The organism is Vibrio sp. 10N.286.51.C3 (assembly GCF_003050065.1).
GTDB lineage: Bacteria > Pseudomonadota > Gammaproteobacteria > Enterobacterales > Vibrionaceae > Vibrio > Vibrio crassostreae.
This window is the reverse complement of record NZ_PIGC01000030.1, coordinates 1-21,705: the sequence shown is the minus strand read 5'-3', so window position 1 is coordinate 21,705 and position 21,705 is coordinate 1. Positions and strand designations below refer to the sequence as shown.

Below are 21,705 nucleotides of genomic sequence, written 5' to 3'. Positions count from 1 at the left end.
AAAATAAGGAAAAAAACATGGTAGATACATTAGTTAATGTTGGAAAGTCTTCCCCTAAGGCTGAGGATATTGGAGAAAAGACGGTTACGGTTATAAAAGAAATAAACCGGTTCAATAACGCAATGAACATAGGAAAAAGTGGTGGCGATCTCAATAAGGTCATTAACGTTCTTACAGGGTCGAGTCTTTCTAAGTTTTCAGCGTCACTCGGTGCTCTAGGAGCAACTATCAGTCTCATATCTCTTTTTACATCCGGTAAATCTAGCGACCAAATCATCATTGATATGCTGGGAGATTTAGATAAGAAAATAGATAGCTTACAAAGCATCATGCTCAGCGAGTTCGATCATTTAGAGTCAGTTGTACAGGGCGCGGCGGCAAAAATGAACCTAACAGAAGCAATATCTGTTATAGACACTGCCATTAAATACATGAATATCTTCATGGAAGCACCCAATGACGGCCAACGTAAAGCCGCACTAAAAGACCTCAAAGAGCTAAAAATTTGGGATATTAGAAATGCAGTATCCAAAATAAACCTGACCGTAACGGAAAATGTGGTCAGCAATAATATTTACGATGCAGAGTTTGAAGCTAACTACGCAGATGCCGTCCACATGCAAGATATAGGACTAACTCTAAACTACTATGTGACCACAGCTAAAGTGATCGATGACTTCCTACATTGCATCGATCTATTTCCTCAAGAGTTGTTGCTATCCATTGACGTTCCAGACGGCGGTAATCCGCTAGACTATGTACCTGGCGAATACCTAGATCAGGTTGAAAACGTTATAAACAACAATATTTCTTACTATCAGGACCCTATTTCCAATAATGAAAGTAAGTGGCTCTCGAGTCTTAACAACTGTAAAAGCGACTGTGAGTACTATATAGATAAATACTTCACGGTGAAAATTGCACCTAATTTGGATGCAAAAAATCACAAGAGCGCTGTCAATTCTATAATAGAGAGTTTGGATGCAAAGTGGGGATGGTTAGACTTTTTTGCTGTAGTTTATGATGACGTGACAGGTTTCAGCAAACACGCAATGAGTGGTTTATCCAATCGTAATACTGGCTTTAAAACCTATTTTAGGAATCCAAGTAAAAACGGAAAAATCAATGCAGTAATTGCATGGGTAGACAATTCTATAGCTGCCGTTGGGGCAACAAAAAATACGAATGTCGATTACACATATCAAGTACCTAGACATGCGGGAATGCACACCAGTTGGATCAGCAAAACCTATAAGGGCAAAGCGGAAGAGTTTCGTAGTTGGGGAGACTTACGTAGCGTCCTTCACTCTTTAACTGATAACCCACCATCATCAAAACGACTGGTATGGGTTGCCAAGAAGAAAGAGGGGGTGTCAAGAGCTCAATCCAATGGCAAACGTTTATTATGGGTAAATGGGAAATATCTAGATATTGCAATTTTTGAGTAATACATTCCTCATAAAATTGTCAATGCTCAGCCTGAGCATTGACAACTTTCCCCCGCATTTAAATAAGTCTAAATCGATTCATTTTCCACTCTAGCGCATCAATCACACCTTCTTGGTACATGCCGCCCCAGTTGAAAAAGAAAGGGGCAAAGCCAGTACTACCAGTAAGGTGGGATAGGGCAATACACACCACCACAACTCCCGCAGAAATGGCATATTCGATAGGGTCACCGGTTCGAAATCGGCCACCAAATAGATGGAATCGCCTATCACTGTATGGCGAAAAAGGCACACCAGATACTGTCATTGCATCAGTCAAAATATGGCTAACGCCGCCCCAAGCAAATGCCATCCCAATCCCGTGGTAATCCCAAACTAAAGTAAAGGCTAGGGCAGCCAGTAACCAATGCGTAAAGACATGTGTGGGGCCTCGGTGTTTGATATGTCGATTACCAACCTTAAGCACATATTCAAACCAATCAGGAGCAGTTGCACCCGCGACACACACAGCAACATGAGGCGGTGACACCACAGCACAAATCGCACCAGCAATTAAGGTGTGATTGAGCCATTTCATTGTGATTTGATATCGGAAGTAGGGCGTGGAAGGAAAGCGAGTTTTTGAAGATAGCGGTTCATCTGATCGGTATACGTAGCTTCACACATCGCCACCAAAGCTAAACGATGCTCAACAATTTTGGCCTCATGCGCCAAAACATCTCGATGAGAAGAAGCCACTTTTTCAAGCAAAGCGACTTGTTCTGATACGTTCGCTACCCCTTTTTTCACTCTAAGTTGCGCTCTGGCCTCCAAAGAGAGATAAAGCCCCATTAAGCGATAGGCATAATTTCTATCAGCTAAGGATTGAGTAAAGCTTGCTACAGAGGTAGCTGTAGCGGTACGACGTTGATATTCCCATTGGCGCTCCCGCGATTGTTCGGTTGTGGAGTAGAGCGGCATTTTGCCGACAATCCCAATGTAATGCTCAGTTATCTCGGGCCAACCTTCAGGATCATACTCATCGATATTTGATTTCATTCCCGCTACCAAGTTTAAATCGAGCTTAAATTTGCTCTTTTCTGGGTAGCACTTAAGTACAGTGTTAAAAATCGCATCCGGATCCACTTTTGGTGCCGGCGTGAGGGCAGGGGTAGGGACATTATAGTGGGGAGATTGCCCTTTTAAAGTAGGGAGCTCGTAGGGCTTGATTTCTGGCGGTAGCACCTCAGCTTCTTCCCAAGGCACACTAATCCCCCAATCATTGGCATAGGCAGCACTGAACGCGCATAAACTAATCCATATAAGGAAAACATTAATCAGCACGCGTCGACCTTCTTCCAGTACCTAACATCTGCAGACCACCGATTACAGCACCGGCTTCCCATGCACCGGCCACAACACACATCGCCACCATGAACCAAATCAAGGCTTTGGTCGTGTCGTAACTTACATCACTCTCTAAGTTAATTCGCTGTGGAGAACGGCGCTCTACGATAGGCCGAAAAGAAGGAGGGAGCCGTCCTTCCTCGCTTGATGCCATTAACCAAACTTTGGAAGACAGTAAACATTTACGTGCTATTTGTGCTTTCCGGCCAGTCAGCTTATGCGCATCATCGATAAAAAGTAAGGCTTGGGTGTCAAGAAGATAATCAGCTAAGAGATCCGCCTTAAGCTGCAAGTTGAGCTTCCCCCAGGGCGTATAATCTTCTGATTGTACTTCTTTGTCTTGGTGCCATTTTGCAATGCCTTTCACCTCCACCCAACTTGATAAAGGCATCAGCCCCTCAAGTAAAATAGGTTGCGGCTTTTTCCCCCAGATTTCATGTCGGCTATCCTTTAGGCGCATAAGCCAGCGGCTTTTTCCTGAATCATGCGCACCAGTAATTAACTGACACTCCTTTCGGCGCAAGCTGGTTTCTTTACGATCACGACTTGGCGCAAAGCGTCTTGGTGCATCAACAATCAATGGTGTCACGTAGCGTGTTCCATCTCTTCGCACTCGTTTATGATCGGTTCTGAGTTTCAAAAATCGCATTCTATTCCGTCCTTACTTACCCAGAATAAGTCACCGTATTAGAAACTGAAAAAGCCAAATAGCTCGTTTCGAGCTTGTTCAAAACTCCATGTAATTGACATGTTTATAAGCAAATCAAAAATAAAGTATTGAGCGAAGAACTGCTGTAAAAACCGCGCAACGAAAAAAATTTTCATGTGAAACATAGGGGTAAACAACAAAGGCAAGAGAGACAACAACAACCCGACACCCAGATGTACGGATAATACGGTCATTTAATTCGTTCGCATTTATAACAGGCAATAGAATTCTTATGACGGGCTGGGTGATGCAACACAAAAACGTTAACATCAACCAAAGACCATCTTTCATTTTATTGTTGGCTTTTCAGTCTCATACTTCATCAAGCGCGTATTTATACGACAGATTAATTAGGGCTGGGCATAGTCGCTTGGCTCGCCACACCATTGCAGGTCAAGACGTCACTCTTTCCCCTTTCTAAATAAGTTTGTGTACTGCTTTATCAATCTTCTTATCTAGCGAATTCATCACTGAGAGCTTGTTTGTATCTAAATCCATGAACCTAGATTTAGCGTGTCCCCGTCTAGACACTATGACACTGTCACTTACTATTTCCTTTACTAAGCCTTAAAACTTAGCTCCACCCACTTATTTTATATCGCTGGCGAACACCCGCAACGATCAGGGTAGTAAGACCCTAAAATGCAGGTACACAATAAAAAGTTATTGGATCAAATAAGAAAAAAATGAGAAATCAAGCGATCAGAAATCCATAGATTAATGAAGATAAACATATCAATTACATGATATTAGTGACAAACATAAAGCAATTTTAAGGTTAGATATTAGAGCATTAACACCTACTTAACAGTTAACATCAAAGCTCTCTAGAGATTTGGGGTTAACTGTTAAGTCACCGGCTGAACCTCAGTGAAGTTGGTATTATTTAAAACTAGATCCTTAAGGTTCTAGTTTCTTAGATAGGTGTTAAAAGTATCAACATTAACCGAAATTATATAAATAGTTACCGATTCAATATGAACATCTACCGATAAAATATCGATAATGAACGATCAATGATGTAAACATTTACCGAACTTAATAAGTTAGATATGAATATTTACCGATCTTAAAGATAGAATGATCATGATTGGCATAGTTCGTAGATCAACTATAAATAAAAACCAACTATGTAACCTTAAATAGCGTTAATCAGCTTCCTTAGGCCTCATGGAAGATCTTTATCACATAACTAAACATTTACCGAAGAGAGTGATTATTTACCGAAGTTTATAGTTATTTTATGTGACCAAGTATAAATATTTACCGATCTAGTATAGATATCTACCGAACAGAGTGAGTTAATAGCGACTATCTGTTAAAATAATACTATCGCATTATTAGGTAATGATCATGGCTTCAACATCGAGCTCTAGTTTGACAGTTATTAATGAAGAGGACCGTAAGAACCGGTTCATCTCATCCATTCTATTTTCGAGAGCTACCATCTTTCATCCAGCTTCACGCTTAACATCCACAATGCAATCCAAACTCATCGAGATTGCACAAAGCGGCGGTACCGATCCTAACTATCCGTTAGAAAGCGTGAACATCAATAGCTATGGAAAAAACTTTAGAGTTGACCTGCATGTTGATTATTTACTGCAACCCCATCGCGATATTTTAGAAACCATGTTGGCGTATGCTCAAACGATTCAACTAGACGACACTTCCTATGATGCCGGCGCACGTTTAACCTGGTCGCAGGTATATCAAACTATCACTGATGGCGATATTTCAGATACTCAACAAGATGGTTTTGATTCATTTATCGATCGTGATGCGACCGTTCTATCAATGAGCATGTATGAATTAGCAACCCGAATGGGCATGGCGACCACTCGCGCGAACTACGATCAAATAGAGCGTCGTATTACTCAATTAGCAACGGCCCACTTGGTGATCAATGAGCTTGATGAAGAACAGAATGTAGTAGGAAAAAAGCCATTAGAGTTTGTTCAAGATTACCGTTTTTATTGTGACCGAAGTAAATTTAAAACAGGCCGTAAAAACAGTAAGAACCTCACTAACCATGTGTTCTTAGTTCCAGACATGCGTCTGCTGCAGGCGATACGCGACCATGGCTATTATTACCGATTAGAACAGCACAAAATGACTAACTATAGTAAACCGTCAGTTCGTTCATTCTTAAAATACATTACCACGCATAAAGCTGAGTTCTTACACAACAAGAAGTTTGAATGGGCACTCGATAGTTACATTCAATCAATTGCTTCGAAAGTTAGTCATAGCTTCCGTAGTGATCTCAGAAAAGATTTGTTGGCCAATGCCTTGCAAATTGAAAAAGACTTCAGTCTTCAATTTCGCGATGTCGGTAATGGCATACAAATATTTTATATAGGGGAGGGTGAATCATGATCACTCAATCTCTTGATAGCTTGATGTCTTCACCTGAAAGTCAGAGCCTAAGCTTCAGTTTGAAAGGTTTACTTAAAGGACATGTAGGCATGCTGATTGCCGCTCCTAACGTTGGTAAATCTCACCTGGCTCTTTGCATAGCAATGGAACATGCTTCTTCAATGTATTTACTCGGGATGAGCGCAGCCGACAAACCTGCAAAAACCCTGGTACTAAGTTCAGAAGACGGAGCCGGCGTGATTCAATCTCGCATGAAAGAAAAGCTGGTTAATTGCACTGCCACTATAAAGTCAGAGCTAAAAAACAATCTCCACTTTCTAACTGATCTTGAACCGATAGTGATTCCACCCGATAGCTCGTTCCAAGAACAGACAGAACATAAACAGTATTTAGAACAACTCAAACAAACCTTCTCTGAATTCGACTTAGTGATCGTTGACACTGTAACGGAATCAATAGGCCGTTGTGAGGAAGTAAAACACGATCGCTTAATCAAAAATGTTTTTCAGAACCTTGCCAGTGAATCAGGTGCCAGTTTGTTGCTTGTTCATCATGTGAATAAAGATGAAATCCGCGGTAACCAAGAAATTACCATGGCTTCAGGTGCCGGTTTAACGTCGATAATGCGACTAACAAAGTGCTTGTTTACGTTAAAAAGAAACAAAGAATCGTTGTCGATTAAATATCTTAAGAGCAATTACTTACCTGAAAATGAAAATCAAGAGTTCGTGGTTGAAGTGAGACAAAATCTCACTATTAATCCACAGGTCTTCAGTTTGAAATCCAAGGCGTCTAAGCCTGCTCGTTCAGCGCAAAGCATTAAGCAGAGCCCAAAAAAAATCACGCTGCCCGGGACGATTCCAGAACAAGAAGATATTGAAGAGCGTAAAAACCTCAGAGACGTTTTGTAAGCGACCGCTCATACCTTCATACAGCACCGACATTCGGTGCTGTTTTTTTATCTGACACTGTTCGCATTCTCTGTTACCCGTTCATATTTTTTCGCTCAGCTTGTCCAGTTTGGATCGCCTTTAACTAAGGAGGAACCATGGCGAACTACGCGTATTTAAGAGTCTCATCAGACAGCCAAGATGTGGCAAACCAAAAACACGGGATCTATGACTACACCAATAAGGTTGGGATAGGCAATCTGGTGTTTATTGAAGATGTGGTGACTGGCAAGAAGAAATGGCGGCAACGTAAACTAGGTGCGTTAGTGGATGGAATGACTAACGGAGATTGCATCGTGTTTGCTGAAGTCAGTCGAATTGCGCGTTCGACATTACAAGTGCTTGAGGTACTCGAAGTGTGTATGGAAAAGAAGATCAATGTCTATATCGCCAAACAGAACTTACAGCTGGATGGTTCAATGCAATCTCGCATAACCGCTACGGTACTAGGGCTGGCGGCAGAAATAGAGCGTGAGTTTATCTCGATGAGAACGAAGGAAGCGCTTGCCGCTAGAAAGAAAAACGGCATGATTCTCGGAAGACCAAAGGGCCAAGCTGAGAAGCTGAAGCTCGATGCGAAACGTGACCAAATAGAGAAGTATCTAAAAATGGGCCTAGGTATTCGACCGACGGCTAAATTGATTGATGAAGCGCCAAGTACGTTACGTGATTACATGAAGCGTAGAGAACTAGTTGTGCAAGGGAGCAAAGAAGTTAGCTGTATATAGTTGTATATTAAGTAACTTTTATTAAACAGACATAGGTAACTATCGTGGATAGTAAAGTCACAAGGATTTGTTGGAACTCTAATAATTGGAAGTACCCTTCAGGCCCTGAGGGTAAAAGTAAGGATACTGCTTCTTTTGAAGTTGAACCTGGATATGGTCATGAAGAATGGATTTTTGATTTATCTAAATTGATTTCTGGGTTCAAATATTCATTCTTACAAGGAATCAACACACCGAAAAAAAACCATCAGGGGCGAAAATTTAAAATAAGCTTGTTCTGCGTTTACGAAGGTAAAAAGCTCTGTGTTGGCCATATAGATCGCGTTGAATGTTTGACTAGAGAGCAAGCCGCCTTAGCTGTTAAAGAATACAATTCCAATGATTGGTTTAAAGAAATGCATCAACAGCTCGTTGATATAGATATTCCTTCTCCTCGTATCATTGAAGATGACCCTTTGTTTAACTTCAACATTCGCTTTAGTCCTCATAATCTTGTTATATATGATAATTTTATTGATATCAGTGGCGATTATAATAGTACGAGATACAAGCTTTTTGATGACGTTCGTGCTGCCAATTCACAGACTACTTTATCGAGCGATATACTAGATTTAACATCAAGTGACCTATCTGATACTGAAAAACAGCAACTTATTTCTTCACGAGTTGGCCAAGGCGTGTTTAGAGACAATGTTACTTCTGTCTGGGGGGGAGAGCATTGTGCTGTGACATTGGTTAATGTTCGTGAAATGCTCATAGCATCCCACATAAAACCATGGAGTCAGTGTGAAACTAAAGATCAGCGACTGGATGGGGCTAATGGTTTGCTGTTGTGTGCTCACATAGATAAATTGTTCGACAGGCACTTACTTTCTTTTGAATGTAGAAAAGATCGGTTTCTACTTCGAGTCTCTCGTACCTTGGATAAAAAGCTCCTATCTTCTCTGGAGATCCATGAGGGGACAGAGTTAAACACAGAACCTTTAGACCTTGATGAATTGGCTCGGTTTAAAAATTACATGAAAGAACACTTTGAGGTTTTTAGCATTAAAAACTCTAGTGAAGTAAAGTAAACTATATTAGTAGTGTTCATAAAGGTGTAACTTTATGGACATTGCATGCTTCCCCTCTCAATACTGTCCAGTTAGTCTTTTAAATGCAAAGTGAACATGTACACTAAATTTAACCGATCTTAATGTTCACTTTAAGGCTCCTCTCATGAAAATTGGCTATGCCCGTGTCAGTACCCAAGACCAAACACTTGATGTTCAACTTGAACAGCTTAAAGCCATAGGTTGTGAAAAAATTTACCAAGAACAAGCGAGTGGTAAATCTTCCGATAGGGAACAGCTTAACCTGTTGCTCGATTTTGCGAGGGAAGGGGATGTGATTCACGTTACTAAAGTCGACCGCATTGCCCGTAATACTATCGATGCTCTTCAAATTGCCGATCAGCTAGCGCAAAAGAACGCCGGTTTGGTTTTTCATGATCTAGGAGACTTGGATATCAATAGTGATGTAGGCAGAGTAATTTATACCACCATTTCCGCGTTCGCAGAGATGGAAAGAAAACGAATTTTACAGCGCTGTAATGAGGGTAGGGAGCGCGCACGAGCTGAAGGGAGGCACCTCGGCCGATTTCCTGATAAGACGCTTCACCAACGCATTCAAGAGCTTGCAGAGCAGGGAAAAAATAAGCATGCGATCAGCAAAGAGTTAGGATGCAGCCGAACGACGGTTTATAAAGTTTTGAATTAGGTATTGACAAAAAAATGATATAAAATCAGAACTGTCCCGGGTCCCGGGACCCGGGACAGTTTGTTGGAGGTTGTTTTGAAAAGTCAAGATTTTGGGGTTTTGCTTAAACTAATATGCCTTAAGTCTAGGCGTGATGGTGTTTATAGTCATTATAATGACGATTGGGAAGATTGGAATTTGGATGAGCTAGATGAAATAGTAGATCCAGAAGCAGATTACTTTTCTATTGATCAAGTTGTAGATACTGAGTATTCCGCCCGATCCCTAGAAAAAAGTTTGGGAATTAGTAAGACGCAAGTAAACATCTCCTTTAAGCGGTGTGAGTCTTTAGGCCTAATTCGTAGAGAAAGAAGTACAGGGCATCCAATTGTAAATACAAAAGTTCTTTTTAATATTATTGAACATGCAATTAGGTATATTTTTCCTATAACACCAGGGCAACTAACTCGAGGAATTGCAACATCTTTTGGTGCTCCAGTTTTATCTTCTAGTTTAATGACTGGAGGTGAGCTTATCCCTGTATGGAGCGACTCTAAAGGTAGCACTAAAGGGTTTATGGTGGAGCCTCTCTTTAAAGGGGTAACAATAGCTGTAAGAAAAGATCCTCAAATGTATGCGATGCTCGCTCTTATTGATGCTATTCGGCTAGGCCAACCACGAGAAAGAAAGTTAGCTTTAGAAAAATTAAAGGTATTATTTAATATATGACAGATAAAAGTGTTCACATAAAAATGCTTACTGAAGTTGCTACAGCTTTGGGAGATGATTTGCTTAAAGATATTGTGTTTATTGGAGGGTGTACAACGTCTTTACTCTTGACTGATGAATTCTCGATGGAGCAAGTTCGTCATACTGATGATGTAGATTTAGTATGTAACATAGCCAACTATGCAAAATATGATGCTTTTAAACAAATACTTAAAGAAAGAGGATTTGTTGAGCGGAATATTGAAGATGACCCTATATGTGCCATGTACCTCGGGGATCTAAGGGTGGATATCATGTCAGATACTGATGCTTTAGGCTTCACTAATATCTGGTATGGCGAGGCTTTATCTACAGCACAAAAGCATGTCATCAGTGACGGGATAACTATAAATGTTGTAGATCCTGTTTGTTTTGTGGCAACAAAGCTAGAAGCTTTTAAAGGGCGAGGCGAAGGGGACGCGTTAGAGAGTCGTGATATCGAAGATATTTTACATGTTCTCGATGGAAGGGAAGAGATTATTGACGACATATCTAAAGCAAAACCTGAACTGATTAAATATATCTCTACAGAACTAATTAAGCTCAAAGAAATTGACTCGTTCTCTTGGGCTGTACAGTCTTCTGCTAATGATGATGGTAGAGAAGATACTCTTTGGGATCGGCTTGATTCGATAATTGAGTTGGATATATGAATATAGAGTGGTTTAGCAGAAAAGGAGCTGAAAGAGATCAGAATAGCGATTTTACTCATATATTCGAAAGTGCTAATTATTTGTACTTAATAATGGTCGATCCATCTAACAAGGGTAACAATGGTAATGATTTTGCACATTGGTGGGGAGCGCTTGTAGTTGAGGAAATCAAAAAAGAAGAGTTTGATAATTTCTACGAGTCATTGGTTAACGTGATGAAAAAAATCCAACCAAAGATAAGACTCGATTATTTAAAAGAAACAGCATCCTATGCTATTTTAAGAATAACTAAAACTACTCTATGTGTAGAGGTTATCCATGCAGGTGATTGCAGAGTAGCTTTGAGGAAGGAAGTCGAATTAACTTACAAGACTAACGTACATACATTAGCAAATAGGAGTCAATGGTTTGGTGAAGAACACTATCTTTGTGAAAGTCGGCATCTAGTCACTAAAACTTTAAATGCCAGACGATTTTCTATGCCGGATTATACGAAGTTTCAGATGAATAGGTCTGAGATATTAGATGTAATGTCCGATGGGTACTGGATTGAATATTTGGTTATTCATAAACAAGTTGAAGGTTTGTGTGATGATGCAAGTCGATTATCAATAGACTTCAGTAAGTTAAATTGTCATTCAATAGATAGTGATGTCGTTAATTATGTATTCCATTAACTATGAGTAATGAAAGCCTTGCTTACCACTTCAGCCAAAACTTGCCACTTCTAAGTGGTGAACACGAAAAAACATGTCATGGGCTAAACACGTGACGCTGCACGACACAGCCCATCACATAAACGTCATCACCACTCAGGCGGCAGCGCTTTGTCTTCCGTAGCAAGGCTGCTTTAAAGATCCATTACCAGCCCCAAACCCCAAGCTTGGGGCCTTTAGTTCAAATTGAACATAATGTGGAATAATACGAAATAGCACGTGCCAGTTCGCCAGCAAGCTGTCGGGCACTGAGCTACTTCAAGTATTATTGGACATTATGTGTAAATTTTCACAACCGCATAAAAAGCATGCTTTAAGGCGGCCAGCCAAGCTGGCAGTTATTTGTCTGCCTTGCCCAAAAACACGGGCAAAGCAGGGCAATTGGCTAACGCATCAAAACACAAACGGCGTGTTTTCAAGCGGTAACGTTCAACGGTGAGTTTAAGTCTTTAAATGTGGCAGGTTTTTATGTTGCCCGTGCCGGCCAATCCATAAAAGGCGCAAGCTGTTTTATGGCGTCCCACCACATCCCCCGCCCACCCTATGCTGCGCCCCGTTCTTTAGTTTAATTGCGCCCATCTTTAGCTATAACATTGTCTATATCTTAACTACAATAGTTGGCTGTTTATTAGCGCAGCGGTGGTCGTGTCGTGGTGGAGCATTAAATTTCATCAAATTATTTGCATTTATTTAGGTAATGGTCGGTCTGGTAACTTTCCTTGCTGGATAAGTTGCTTCATCATCCTTAACACATCTTTATTTATTGGCATTGTAGACTCAGGAGATTCTAGTTCTCCTTTAAATATACTAATGAGCTCTTTTAATGGAATTAGCTGCCACATTTCGATATTTATACAACTAGTCCAGAATTTTGTACCGTTTCTCCAGTCAATATCACCTTCGAGAAACTTAATCCCATATTGATCTAGCTCTTCATAGCTAATCCCTCCAACTATGTATGCCGTATGGTATTTTCGGACATCATTGTCTTTTCTCATTGAGGGTCTTTCTAAAGAAATGAATAAAAAGTAGTCGGGTTTTTGATGGTTATGATTGTAGAGAGGTGCTGAGTTATCATAGTCGTTTTTCGGTTTGACGGTTCTGTCTTTGGTTTTCACATCTACAGTAATCGTTTTTTTTATGAGATAGTCGTGAGTTGTTTCTTTTAGCTCCTCTATAAACTCTATCCCATGCTTTCTCATCCACTGCTCAGCAATGACTTCACCTAAACAGCCAACTATATTAGCAGCTTCCCCCCGGTGAGACATTGTAAAAACTTTTTGTCGTTTAGCTCGGGCTTCTGCCTCTTGGTAGACTTGCTCTGAAATGGTAAATCTAGTGTATGTAGAGTTACGAATATTCATTATTTATCACCTTGGAGCGTGTAAGTGGTAGGTGCAGGAAACAGCAGTTCTAAATCGCTTTTGTTCATTTTGAACAGAGGGCCTTTCTCACTGACACGGCCTTTGGCATTTCTCTTAATTAAATGATCCATTGTTATCACACCCGACTGAATGAGTGGCATCAATTGGCTGGCAATAGGGGAGCTAGTATGGGTGACATTAATCAGCTGAAAGTGCTCAATGCCGCCAATAACTTCACTTGTTGCTTGAACCCAGAAGGTTTCAGCATGCTTTTCTTTCAAGCGTTTACGCAGTAATGAGCCTGGCCAAACAGCAACAAGCTCAGTTTTATGGTGCCACTCTTGTAATTCATCTTTGGTTTGGTCATAAATGAAACTAAGGCCTTGAGGGTTCTCTTTTTGTGTTGAAAGGGTGCAATACAATTTAAAATCTTCACCGCGCTCATACCCATATTTGTTAAGAATTTCAGCACTATTTTTACAAGGGCTCATATCCCAATCTGCAACTTGAGCAAATAAGGAGGTTCGTGTTTTAACACTTCGCCCAGCTTTTAGTTCTATACCCTTATAATCAGGTTGTTTACTTGAGTTTGCTTCTATCCCTAACATGCTTTCTAACGTGTAGCCAATAGCTGTATCACCAGAACGTAATGAGGCGAAAGGAGTTTTCGCTAGTACTTTAAGTTTTTCAAGCAACTCATTAGCTACGCTGTTACGCTGCGTCTGTAAATTAGAGAAGAAGCTTTTTATATCAGAGCTTTCTCTTTCGAGATCTATACAACTCAGGTTGAGAAGGTAGGGGCTTCGGTTGTAAATAATGACTGCGATTTGGTCATCTGGCGCGGCAAATTTATGTAACCCCTTAAACCACATACGTGGATCGCCTGTTTTAGTATGTGGGCGATATAAGCTAGCTCTTGTTTTTATTACGCCATCATTACTTAAGAAAAACGCATCAGTTGTGATTTTATATTCAGGCCCTTGTTCTTGGCTCTCATAATCATGAAATGCTTCTATCTCGAAGAGTGTTCGAACTGAGTTAGTTGCGTCTAGTATGGACTTTTGTAATCCTACTTTTGTAGGCGCGAAAAGTGCAAATTCGATACCAAATTGGGTAAGTGATTTTATATTTTCAAGTGAACATATAGGTCGCTGGCCACTCTGTTTTTTCCTGTCGTTGTTCGTTGTATCAAGCCCATAGGTTATTGATGCTAATCTTAAGGCTTCATCGTTAGGATACTGCATTGTGCGAGATAAGCGTTGGGCTCTTTTCGCTATAAGCTGCTCAAGATCATCCATATTTTTCTACTCCTATAGCTGGTATGTTTTAGGCTCTGGGAATAGAAGTTCTAAATCGCTTTTGTTCATTTTGAACAAAGGGCCTTTCTCACTGACACGGCCCTTGGCATTTCTCTTAATCAAGTGATCCATTGTTATCACACCCGATTGAATGAGTGGCATCAATTGGGTGGCGATAGGGGAGCGAGTATGAGTGACACTGATCAGCTGAAAGTACTCAATGCTGTCAATAACTTCACTTGTTGCTTGAACCCAGAAGGTTTCTGCATGCTTTTCTTTCAAGCGTTTACGCAGTAATGAGCCAGGCCAAACAGCAACAAGTTCTGTCTTATTGTGCCACTCTTGCAACTCATCTTTGGTTTGGTCATAAATGAAACTCAGGCCTTGGGAGTTCTCTTTTTGTGTTGAAAGGGTGCAATACAATTTAAAGTCTTCACCGCGCTCATACCCATATTTGTTAAGAATTTCAGCACTTTTTTTGCAGGGGCTAATCGACCAATCTGCAACTTGAGCAAAGAGGGTTGTTCGTGTTTTGACTCCTCGCCCAGCCTTTAGCTCTATACCTTTATAATCAGGTTGTTTACTTGAGTTCGCTTCTATCCCCAACATACTCTCCAACGTGTAGCCGATGGCTGTATCACCTGAACGTAGTGCTTTAAATGGTTTCTGGGCTAAGTGTTTTAACTTGGTTAATAACTCTTCAGAAACCGAGCTCTTTTGAAGCACGAGCTGTGAAAAGAACTTAGCAATAGGTGAAGCTTTCTCATCAATAAGTACACTAATTTTGCTTGTACTGAGGTTTATAAGGTGTGGGATACCTGATTGAAGAATAATGGCTACTTGGTCGCCAGGCTCTGCAAAACTTGGCAAACCACGGAACCACATACGTGGGTCTCCCTTTTTAGTTTTAGGCCGGTATAGGCTTACTGTTGTTTTCTTCGATTCTATATTCGTCAGGAAGACAGCTTCTGCTTTTACCTTGTGCTCCGGTCCTTGGCCTTGTTCCCAATAAAAGTGGTAGTTTTCTAATTCAAAGTGTGTTCGAACTGGCTGTGTCGCATCTAGTATGGATTTTTTGAGTCCCGTAATTGTTGGCTCAAAAATGGAGAACTCGACACCTAACTTAGTTAGTTGTTTCTTATTTTCTGAAACAAGTGCTTTTGCATCGGATGGAAGATCTTCAGAGCGTTCTTTATCGAGGTCTTCATAATCTTTATCACTCATATCTACATCACCATCGGCAATAAACTCAATTGTTGATGAAGGAGTGGGCAGACTAGAATGTTCGTTTTTTTTTAGTTCTTTTTGAAAACTTGCCCAATCTTGAAACCCATAAGTCAAACTGATTTGTTTCAGTGCCTCTGAGTGAGTAATTCCAAGCTCTTTTCTTAGTTTTTTAGCGCGTTGCTTAATACGCTCTGCCGTAGGTGCAGTCATATGTAACCCCAAACTTCTGTGCCGAAAATAGAAACATTGGGTTCGCTGGCGCGTTCGGTGTAGGTTCCCCATATCAACCTAAAATTGACATACAAAATAAGTGGGGCACATGAACCACCTAAACGGATGTCTAGGTAGATAAATAGCGGGAAGTTGTTTAATAGAGTTGTCCACAACTGCAAATAAACACCAACATAAATGCTGATTTATCTACAGAGAGGACCTGAAGGGGTCTTTACGGTGTGATGGTTGGCTTCTCTCATAAGCCTGAATAAACAATACATTACATCACTAATGTGAGTCAAATTGCTTAGGGGGGGAGGGTGAAATAAATTAATTTAGGCCTGGACTTTTTCTTCAGGTTTGAATAAAATCCCTGATTCTATTCTTAAAGAGCGTAATCTTCGTGAATCATATTGAATTATTTGCAGGCTGTGGTGGTCTTTCTCTTGGTCTTAAACACTGCGGCTATGAACTTACTATGGCAAATGAATTGTCACCAATGGCTGCAGAATCTTTTGCTTATAATTTTTTAAATGAAAATCTAGAAGAGTTAGCTAGGTTAGAAAGTAGGCCAAATAAAACCTTCTGGATCAACAGTAGCTTTGATAGTTTGAAGAAGCGATTACGTGAAAATCCATTTGAATACCCTGAGTATGGCGACCAAAGTGGTTACTCAGATTTACCAAAAAATTGGTCGGAGTTAAAAGGCAAGCTAGTCGTTGGTAGTATTGTTGAACTCAACAAGCTACTAGACTCAAACCCTAAATTAGCTCAACAGCTAAAGACAAACTTTGGCCATGATCGAGGCTTAGATCTAGTCTCAGGAGGGCCACCATGCCAAAGCTTTAGCATGGCCGGTTTGCGTGACAAAAATAGTGACAAAAATACTCTTCCTTGGGAGTTCGCTAAGTTTGTTAAGCACACTCAACCAAAAATTGCCCTACTGGAAAATGTTACTGGTATTTTAAGGCCTTTTAAGGATGAGGATGGTACTTCGTATCATGCTTGGTACGAAGTCGCTAAAGCATTTGCTGGTATCGGTTATGTTCCATTATGTATTCATATAAATGCCCGTTTTGCTGGTATTGCGCAAAACAGACCTCGCTTTATTATGATTGCTGTACGGTTTGACCACTATGAAAAACTGGTTAGTAGTTTTGATGAAGGTTCTGCTAATGATCGAATTTTTTCACAACCATTTGAATTTTATAACTTAGTTCAAGAAAAGGGCGGTTCTTTGCCTTTTGGTCACCTAGATTATTTGGACGTAAAAAATACACGAGATAAGGAACTAATTGCTGACTCATTCTTGTCAGAGTTAGTTAACCATAAACTTGTTTCGGTTGCTGAAGCTCTGGATGACCTGAAGCATAACTATCCTTCTGCCCCTTCCAGTTTTGTTCGCAACTTGAACGACATGTTTGACCTGTTGCCTCAACGAAATGAAATTTCAAACCACGACTTTCGCAATAATGGTGAAGTAGTACAGCGTCGGTTCAGGTTATATCAAGTTTTGTCAGCGATCGATGATCGTTCAGTAACAAAGGCTATATTTGCAATTCTTCGTGGGGAGTCTGAAAGCTTATCAGCTGCAGCATGGGAGCAATGTTGTCAATATCGTTTTCTACAATTAGATGGGACTTTAAAGAGCTTCAATACTGAAAATGACTTTGTTGATTACTTAAAAGCACATCCAACGAAGAAACAAACTCAAAAGGCTCTAATCGCTAGCTCACCAGCTCCTGCAGCATTATCTATCCCTGACGATGCTTGTCATTACGATGAACATGAACTCCGGGTACTCACAGTACGAGAAATGGCCAGAATCCAATCTTTCCCGGACAATTTTGTTTTTCGTTCTAAGGTTACGACTGGCGGCCAGATGCGCAAATTTGAAGTTCCGCAATATACACAGGTTGGTAATGCAGTCCCTCCTCTACTTGGTTTGAGGCTTGGTCATTGTGTTGCCCAGCTACTAGGATAAAAAAGAGCCAGCATTATGAACTGACCCCCAATAGTTGGACACCAATTATTGGGGGTCTTTTTATGTCCAAATATAGCCGAGAGCTAAAATGTATCATTGCTAAGCAATACTTAGATGGCTCGTCATCTCTCTACTTAGCAAAACAATATTCAATTTCTTCAAGACAGATACGGTATTGGGCTCAAGTCTTTGCCATCCATGGTACTGATTCATTTTTACCAACTAAGCATGCTGCTTCTGCTCAGACAAAACGAAAAGCATTGAATTTAATGTGGACGAATGAATGGTCTCTCACGCACACTAGCGCAGTAATAAACCTCTCATCCCCTGGGATACTCTCTGTCTGGCTCAAACGATTTAATGAGCTCGGTATCAAAGGGCTCAAAATGCGCCAGAAAGGAAGCCCCTCAATGAAACAGCAACCTCAACGTACCACTAAGCCTGATAATGAAATGACACTTGAGGAGCTAAAAGAGGAGTTGGTCTACTTACGAACCGAGAATGCCGTTCTAAAAAAGTTGGAAGAGTTGGAGCAAGAAAAAAACCGTCGAACAAAGAAAAAGCGGTCATAGCTCTAACTCTTAAAGGCAAGTACCCGCTGAAGCACTTACTGCAGAGTCTGCAGCTGGCAAAAAGTGTCTTTTATTATCAAGCTCAAACAAACAAGCGCCCAAATAGCTACGAACGTGAGCTGCGGTTGATAAAGTCAATTTATCATGAACATAAGGGTCGATACGGCTACCGCCGTATTCACTTGGAACTAAAAAATCAGGGGTTCGTGCTTAATCACAAAACGGTTCAAAGGCTTATGGCTCAGCTGAACCTTAAATCGACGGTCAGGATTAAAAAGTATCGTTCATACCGAGGAGAGTCTGGAACAGCAGCTCCCAACGTGCTTGAAAGAGATTTTAGTGCGACTCAACCCGACGAAAAGTGGGTAACTGATGTCACGGAGTTCAAAGTCAAAGAGCAGAAAGTATACTTATCTCCTGTTGTCGACTTGTTTACTCAGGAAGTGGTTGCTTATAGAGTGGCCAAAAATGCCTGCTTGCCGCTTGTCACGGATATGCTGACGGAAGCCATATCAAAGCTTAACCCCAACTCAAAGCCAATTATACATAGCGATCAAGGTTGGCAATATCGCCATCGACAGTATCAAAAAAAGGTAGCGGAGAGTGGGTTAACACAAAGCATGTCGAGAAAAGGTAACTGCTTGGATAATGCGGTTGCTGAAAACTTTTTTGCTTTACTCAAAACAGAGATGTATCACAACCAAAGCTTTGAAGATGCAGATGCTCTGATAGAGCAAATTAAAGAATACATCGAGTACTACAATACCAAACGTATAAAAGTGAAACTAAAAGGCCTGACTCCGATAGAATATCGAACTCAGGCCTTGAAAGCCGCTTAACAGAAATGTCCAACTTTACGGGGTCACTTCATTAAGCTGGCTCTTTTTAGTTAGTTTATTGTAGGTTTTTCCATAGCGTAGACACCTTTTCGGACAACGTTTCCATCCTCAATAATCTCTTGTCTTTTGAGGTTTAGTTCCTGTTGAATCTTTTGTGTATACGTTACGTTTACATCACCTTTCTTGAAAAGAATAACAACAGTATTATTCGGTTCAATCCCATAAGCTTCACAGAATGGCTTCATAAGCTCTAGTGTTAGCTGTGAATCAGACTGCTGCCCTTTATCTCTAGCAACGTTGTAAGTTGAGATAACATAAGCAACATAATCAACTTGGTCTATTTTCTTCTTGCCAGCACCTTGAGTTCTAAGGTTATTAAATGAAATATCCTGTTGGCTGTGGAGCTCTGTCAGTGCTGTTTCAATTTTTCGTCTTTGGCCATGCTTGGCATTTATAAATGTCTTTTTGTTTATAAACTGCCCAGAGATATATTTTATACCTGTAAAGCGTCTTCCTGGTTTAACGGGTATATCACCTTTTTTGTCTGGTCGATATTGAGCATGTATAGCGCTTATAATTTCAGCTACATCATTATTGCCATCGCTTTGTGCTTGACCTAAATCAGCACAGATACGCTGCAGCTCCGTCTCATCAGCTTTGAGCTTTGTATTGGGATCAAAAGAATATGAAGCCCAGCCGCTGACACTGTATTGTGTCTCGGCAATTTTATTCTTAAGACGGTTAACTGCCTTAGTTCTATCTGTGCCCGTGAGACCAGGATCCCAGTTAGGTATGTTATACTTATCGGTGATACTTTGAATAGCTAATGCTATATCGTTAAGTTGAATTTGTGGTGGTTCTGCTAGTTTAGATAAGCGTTCATTCAGCTCACTATGCGCTTTCAACATATTTTTGTGCGAGAAATGGATGGCTCTTGTATTGTTGTGGTAACCGCATGCTCGACCAATAAGTGCTTGTACAACAGATGATACGGCACTAGATGTTCCATCCCATGTAGCTATTAAATCTTCTTTCATTTCTGGCGGCATAGCGATACCTACCCTCAAGAAGCCTCTAACAATAATAACCAGCTTTTTGTTTCTTTTTTTGTATGCTTGATAAGATCTTAAGACGTCATTCCAAGAGTCTAAATCGTCTTTTTCCACATCATTCAAACTGCTAGCGACGATTTTTATATTCTCATCGGCAAGGATTTTTTGTCCGTTTATGTCTGTAAGCTCAAGCAATTTGTCTTTAGTTAACTGTGTGTTTCCTGCACTAGATCTAATGATATAAAGCCCACCTTTACAGGTTAATAATGTATCCACAAATTTGCTGAATACTTCGGGCGTTCTATGTTCAGCTTGGTAGAAGCACGACTCATCACTATTATCAATTATTTGATTGTCTTCTAAGAACTGACTAATTCCTCGGTAAGCTTTCGGTGGTTGAACGACACGAATTGCAGCGTTATATCCCATGATACTTTTTTCTTTAGAAGCTTCATAAATGGAAGAAAATCCTGTTGCTGACACAAGTAAAATTCGGTCTTCTTTTACATCACGGTCTTCGATTTTGGCTAATATCTCATTCAAGCGCTTAGCAAGATGATCACATCCCATGTGTGATTCATCGATAATGAACAGTATGCCGTGAGTATCAGGCAATGTGTCTAATAAAGCACTCGCACGTGTAACGGACTCTACTGCAACATTTTCACTTAAATGCGCAAAGTTATCATCAGCTTGAGCTGCCAAATCATTGTTAGCAACGTTTTCGATGTAAACCACTACTTTATGATCCAACTTATCTAAGTCTTCGTCACTCAGGTCGTTTATTGTTCGCTTTGCAATTAAACGACAAATTGTGGTTTTTCCCATCTGAGTTTCAGCACAGGCACAAACTACTCGGTGTTCTTTGAGAAGCTCTAAGATATCAATTGCGGCTAATTTTGCTTCAGGTTTCCCGTCTTCAAGGTTGTGTAGCTTGTTTTCGATTTCTTGTCTGATGAGGCTGTTTATCACAATTCGTCCTTATTAAAAACAGATGAGTATTAATTTGGTGGTTTATTATTTTCTAGTGCAAGATTTTAACGCACCAACATTTTAACTAATGCGTGAGTGATTCTATTTTTGAGAAATATTTTTGTCAACACTGTAAGTGATTAATTTAATTAGAGCTTATTCCTGCTTTATCTCGCGAACCTCTTCGGTCGTCCCTCACTCCTCGGTGGCTCAACCAAGCCACTTCAATCACAAACAACGTGCTTTCCGTTGTCTTGGCCGTTCCGGTCACAATCAGGGCTAGGCAGGCTTTCACTTTCGCGGCCAAGTGCTGCCTGAGTATGCTTTGTGTTTGTGCCCTACTCTGTCCTTGTGCTGGGTTTCAACGCTTCGTTTACGCCACTTCTATCCTCCGCCCGCAGAACTTCACTAGAAAAAGTGAAATGAACGCTGCGCGCTTTTGCCAGTGAAAACCATGCAGGCTACCGGGAAGTTAGGCGAAAACGACGATGAAACCCTAACAACCCAAGGAGCACACCATGTCACATTCCCTTTCTTTGCATACTCACAGCACTAAGCCCGCAAAAGCGAGCAACGTATCCCCGTTGCATCCGTCAGGCTCTACAACAATGAAGGTGGCGCCGCTGTCTGTTGTGATTCACTGGTCTGAATCTTCCAGATTACAAACGGGTGAGGAATTTGATTTCGAAATTTTTGAGGCGATCGCACTG

The 21,705-nt window shown here is 40.7% G+C and carries 19 protein-coding genes and 1 pseudogene; 13 read left to right on the top strand and 7 right to left on the bottom strand.

Going from position 1 to position 21,705, the window contains the following annotated elements; translation table 11 throughout:
- Positions 1 to 17 precede the first annotated feature (17 nt).
- Positions 18 to 1,448 (top strand): hypothetical protein, encoded by a 1,431-nt coding sequence (locus CWO27_RS22475; RefSeq protein ID WP_107899534.1) that lies wholly within the window; start codon positions 18 to 20, stop codon positions 1,446 to 1,448.
- A gap of 58 nt (positions 1,449 to 1,506) precedes the next feature.
- Here the strand turns inward: CWO27_RS22475 and CWO27_RS22470 are convergent, their stop codons facing one another.
- From CWO27_RS22470 to CWO27_RS22460, 3 genes are all read right to left on the bottom strand, one after another.
- Complete coding sequence (locus CWO27_RS22470; protein WP_107899533.1) at positions 1,507 to 2,025, bottom strand: metal-dependent hydrolase; 519 nt, start codon at positions 2,023 to 2,025, stop codon at positions 1,507 to 1,509.
- On the bottom strand, positions 2,022 to 2,693 hold the full coding sequence (locus CWO27_RS22465; RefSeq protein WP_240699562.1) for a hypothetical protein: 672 nt from the start codon (positions 2,691 to 2,693) through the stop codon (positions 2,022 to 2,024). Before CWO27_RS22465 ends, CWO27_RS22470 begins: the two co-directional genes overlap by 4 nt.
- Positions 2,694 to 2,760: 67 nt before the next feature.
- Positions 2,761 to 3,483 (bottom strand): hypothetical protein, encoded by a 723-nt coding sequence (locus CWO27_RS22460; protein WP_029203609.1) that lies wholly within the window; start codon positions 3,481 to 3,483, stop codon positions 2,761 to 2,763.
- A 1,413-nt stretch (positions 3,484 to 4,896) separates the two neighbouring features.
- Here CWO27_RS22460 and CWO27_RS22450 point away from each other — a divergent pair.
- The 8 genes from CWO27_RS22450 (at position 4,897) to CWO27_RS22415 (ending at position 11,435) form a co-directional block, all read left to right on the top strand.
- Positions 4,897 to 5,922: a DNA mismatch repair protein gene (locus tag CWO27_RS22450; RefSeq protein ID WP_107899531.1), complete on the top strand. Its 1,026-nt coding sequence runs from the start codon at positions 4,897 to 4,899 to the stop codon at positions 5,920 to 5,922.
- The gene (locus tag CWO27_RS22445; protein ID WP_107899530.1) at positions 5,919 to 6,833 is read left to right on the top strand and encodes an AAA family ATPase; all 915 of its coding nucleotides are present in this window, start codon (positions 5,919 to 5,921) and stop codon (positions 6,831 to 6,833) included. Before CWO27_RS22450 ends, CWO27_RS22445 begins: the two co-directional genes overlap by 4 nt.
- A gap of 137 nt (positions 6,834 to 6,970) precedes the next feature.
- Positions 6,971 to 7,600, top strand: coding sequence for a recombinase family protein (locus CWO27_RS22440; RefSeq protein ID WP_107899529.1), 630 nt, complete (start codon positions 6,971 to 6,973; stop codon positions 7,598 to 7,600).
- Between the two features lie 44 nt (positions 7,601 to 7,644).
- Entirely contained in the window at positions 7,645 to 8,673 is a 1,029-nt protein-coding gene (locus tag CWO27_RS22435) for an HNH endonuclease (protein WP_240699559.1), read from the top strand.
- Positions 8,674 to 8,818: 145 nt separating this feature from the next.
- On the top strand, positions 8,819 to 9,358 hold the full coding sequence (locus tag CWO27_RS22430) for a recombinase family protein (RefSeq protein WP_107899528.1): 540 nt from the start codon (positions 8,819 to 8,821) through the stop codon (positions 9,356 to 9,358).
- Positions 9,359 to 9,433: 75 nt separating this feature from the next.
- Positions 9,434 to 10,066 carry a MarR family transcriptional regulator gene (locus tag CWO27_RS22425; RefSeq protein ID WP_107899527.1) on the top strand — a complete coding sequence of 211 codons (633 nt, stop codon included), beginning with the start codon at positions 9,434 to 9,436 and terminating at the stop codon, positions 10,064 to 10,066.
- Complete coding sequence (locus CWO27_RS22420) at positions 10,063 to 10,758, top strand: hypothetical protein (protein ID WP_107899526.1); 696 nt, start codon at positions 10,063 to 10,065, stop codon at positions 10,756 to 10,758. The genes CWO27_RS22425 and CWO27_RS22420 overlap by 4 nt, the downstream gene beginning before the upstream one ends.
- Positions 10,755 to 11,435 carry a hypothetical protein gene (locus tag CWO27_RS22415; RefSeq protein ID WP_107899525.1) on the top strand — a complete coding sequence of 227 codons (681 nt, stop codon included), beginning with the start codon at positions 10,755 to 10,757 and terminating at the stop codon, positions 11,433 to 11,435. The genes CWO27_RS22420 and CWO27_RS22415 overlap by 4 nt, the downstream gene beginning before the upstream one ends.
- 725 nt (positions 11,436 to 12,160) lie before the next feature.
- Here the strand turns inward: CWO27_RS22415 and CWO27_RS22410 are convergent.
- From CWO27_RS22410 to CWO27_RS22400, 3 genes are read right to left on the bottom strand one after another with little or no spacing between them, the layout of a single operon-like run.
- The gene (locus tag CWO27_RS22410; protein ID WP_107899524.1) at positions 12,161 to 12,838 is read right to left on the bottom strand and encodes a hypothetical protein; all 678 of its coding nucleotides are present in this window, start codon (positions 12,836 to 12,838) and stop codon (positions 12,161 to 12,163) included.
- A complete protein-coding gene (locus CWO27_RS22405; protein WP_107899523.1) occupies positions 12,838 to 14,136 on the bottom strand; it encodes an MvaI/BcnI family restriction endonuclease in 1,299 nt (432 codons plus the stop codon). The genes CWO27_RS22410 and CWO27_RS22405 overlap by 1 nt, the downstream gene beginning before the upstream one ends.
- A 12-nt stretch (positions 14,137 to 14,148) precedes the next feature.
- Complete coding sequence (locus tag CWO27_RS22400) at positions 14,149 to 15,573, bottom strand: MvaI/BcnI family restriction endonuclease (protein WP_107899522.1); 1,425 nt, start codon at positions 15,571 to 15,573, stop codon at positions 14,149 to 14,151.
- A gap of 406 nt (positions 15,574 to 15,979) precedes the next feature.
- Between CWO27_RS22400 and CWO27_RS22395 the strand changes: the two genes are divergently transcribed.
- The 3 genes from CWO27_RS22395 (at position 15,980) to CWO27_RS22385 (ending at position 18,971) form a co-directional block, all read left to right on the top strand.
- Positions 15,980 to 17,560, top strand: coding sequence for a DNA cytosine methyltransferase (locus CWO27_RS22395; RefSeq protein ID WP_107899521.1), 1,581 nt, complete (start codon positions 15,980 to 15,982; stop codon positions 17,558 to 17,560).
- Positions 17,561 to 17,622: 62 nt separating this feature from the next.
- A complete protein-coding gene (locus CWO27_RS22390) occupies positions 17,623 to 18,132 on the top strand; it encodes a helix-turn-helix domain-containing protein (protein WP_107899520.1) in 510 nt (169 codons plus the stop codon).
- Complete coding sequence (locus CWO27_RS22385) at positions 18,129 to 18,971, top strand: IS3 family transposase (RefSeq protein ID WP_107899519.1); 843 nt, start codon at positions 18,129 to 18,131, stop codon at positions 18,969 to 18,971. The genes CWO27_RS22390 and CWO27_RS22385 overlap by 4 nt, the downstream gene beginning before the upstream one ends.
- A 50-nt stretch (positions 18,972 to 19,021) precedes the next feature.
- On the opposite strand, the gene CWO27_RS22380 is transcribed toward CWO27_RS22385, so the two are convergent.
- Entirely contained in the window at positions 19,022 to 20,995 is a 1,974-nt protein-coding gene (locus CWO27_RS22380; protein ID WP_107899518.1) for a hypothetical protein, read from the bottom strand.
- Positions 20,996 to 21,513: 518 nt separating this feature from the next.
- On the opposite strand from CWO27_RS22380, the pseudogene CWO27_RS22375 reads away from it, so the two are divergent.
- A pseudogene (locus CWO27_RS22375) lies at positions 21,514 to 21,705 on the top strand (LPD25 domain-containing protein); the annotation flags it as partial.

Coding starts and splice junctions, on each gene's coding strand:
- CWO27_RS22405 (WP_107899523.1), bottom strand. CDS start 14,136: ATGGATGATCTTGAGCAGCTTATAGCGAAAAGAGCCCAACGCTTATCT.
- CWO27_RS22460 (WP_029203609.1), bottom strand. CDS start 3,483: ATGCGATTTTTGAAACTCAGAACCGATCATAAACGAGTGCGAAGAGAT.
- CWO27_RS22430 (WP_107899528.1), top strand. CDS start 8,819: ATGAAAATTGGCTATGCCCGTGTCAGTACCCAAGACCAAACACTTGAT.
- CWO27_RS22410 (WP_107899524.1), bottom strand. CDS start 12,838: ATGAATATTCGTAACTCTACATACACTAGATTTACCATTTCAGAGCAA.
- CWO27_RS22440 (WP_107899529.1), top strand. CDS start 6,971: ATGGCGAACTACGCGTATTTAAGAGTCTCATCAGACAGCCAAGATGTG.
- CWO27_RS22445 (WP_107899530.1), top strand. CDS start 5,919: ATGATCACTCAATCTCTTGATAGCTTGATGTCTTCACCTGAAAGTCAG.
- CWO27_RS22420 (WP_107899526.1), top strand. CDS start 10,063: ATGACAGATAAAAGTGTTCACATAAAAATGCTTACTGAAGTTGCTACA.
- CWO27_RS22415 (WP_107899525.1), top strand. CDS start 10,755: ATGAATATAGAGTGGTTTAGCAGAAAAGGAGCTGAAAGAGATCAGAAT.
- CWO27_RS22470 (WP_107899533.1), bottom strand. CDS start 2,025: ATGAAATGGCTCAATCACACCTTAATTGCTGGTGCGATTTGTGCTGTG.
- CWO27_RS22390 (WP_107899520.1), top strand. CDS start 17,623: ATGTCCAAATATAGCCGAGAGCTAAAATGTATCATTGCTAAGCAATAC.
- CWO27_RS22400 (WP_107899522.1), bottom strand. CDS start 15,573: ATGACTGCACCTACGGCAGAGCGTATTAAGCAACGCGCTAAAAAACTA.
- CWO27_RS22450 (WP_107899531.1), top strand. CDS start 4,897: ATGGCTTCAACATCGAGCTCTAGTTTGACAGTTATTAATGAAGAGGAC.
- CWO27_RS22475 (WP_107899534.1), top strand. CDS start 18: ATGGTAGATACATTAGTTAATGTTGGAAAGTCTTCCCCTAAGGCTGAG.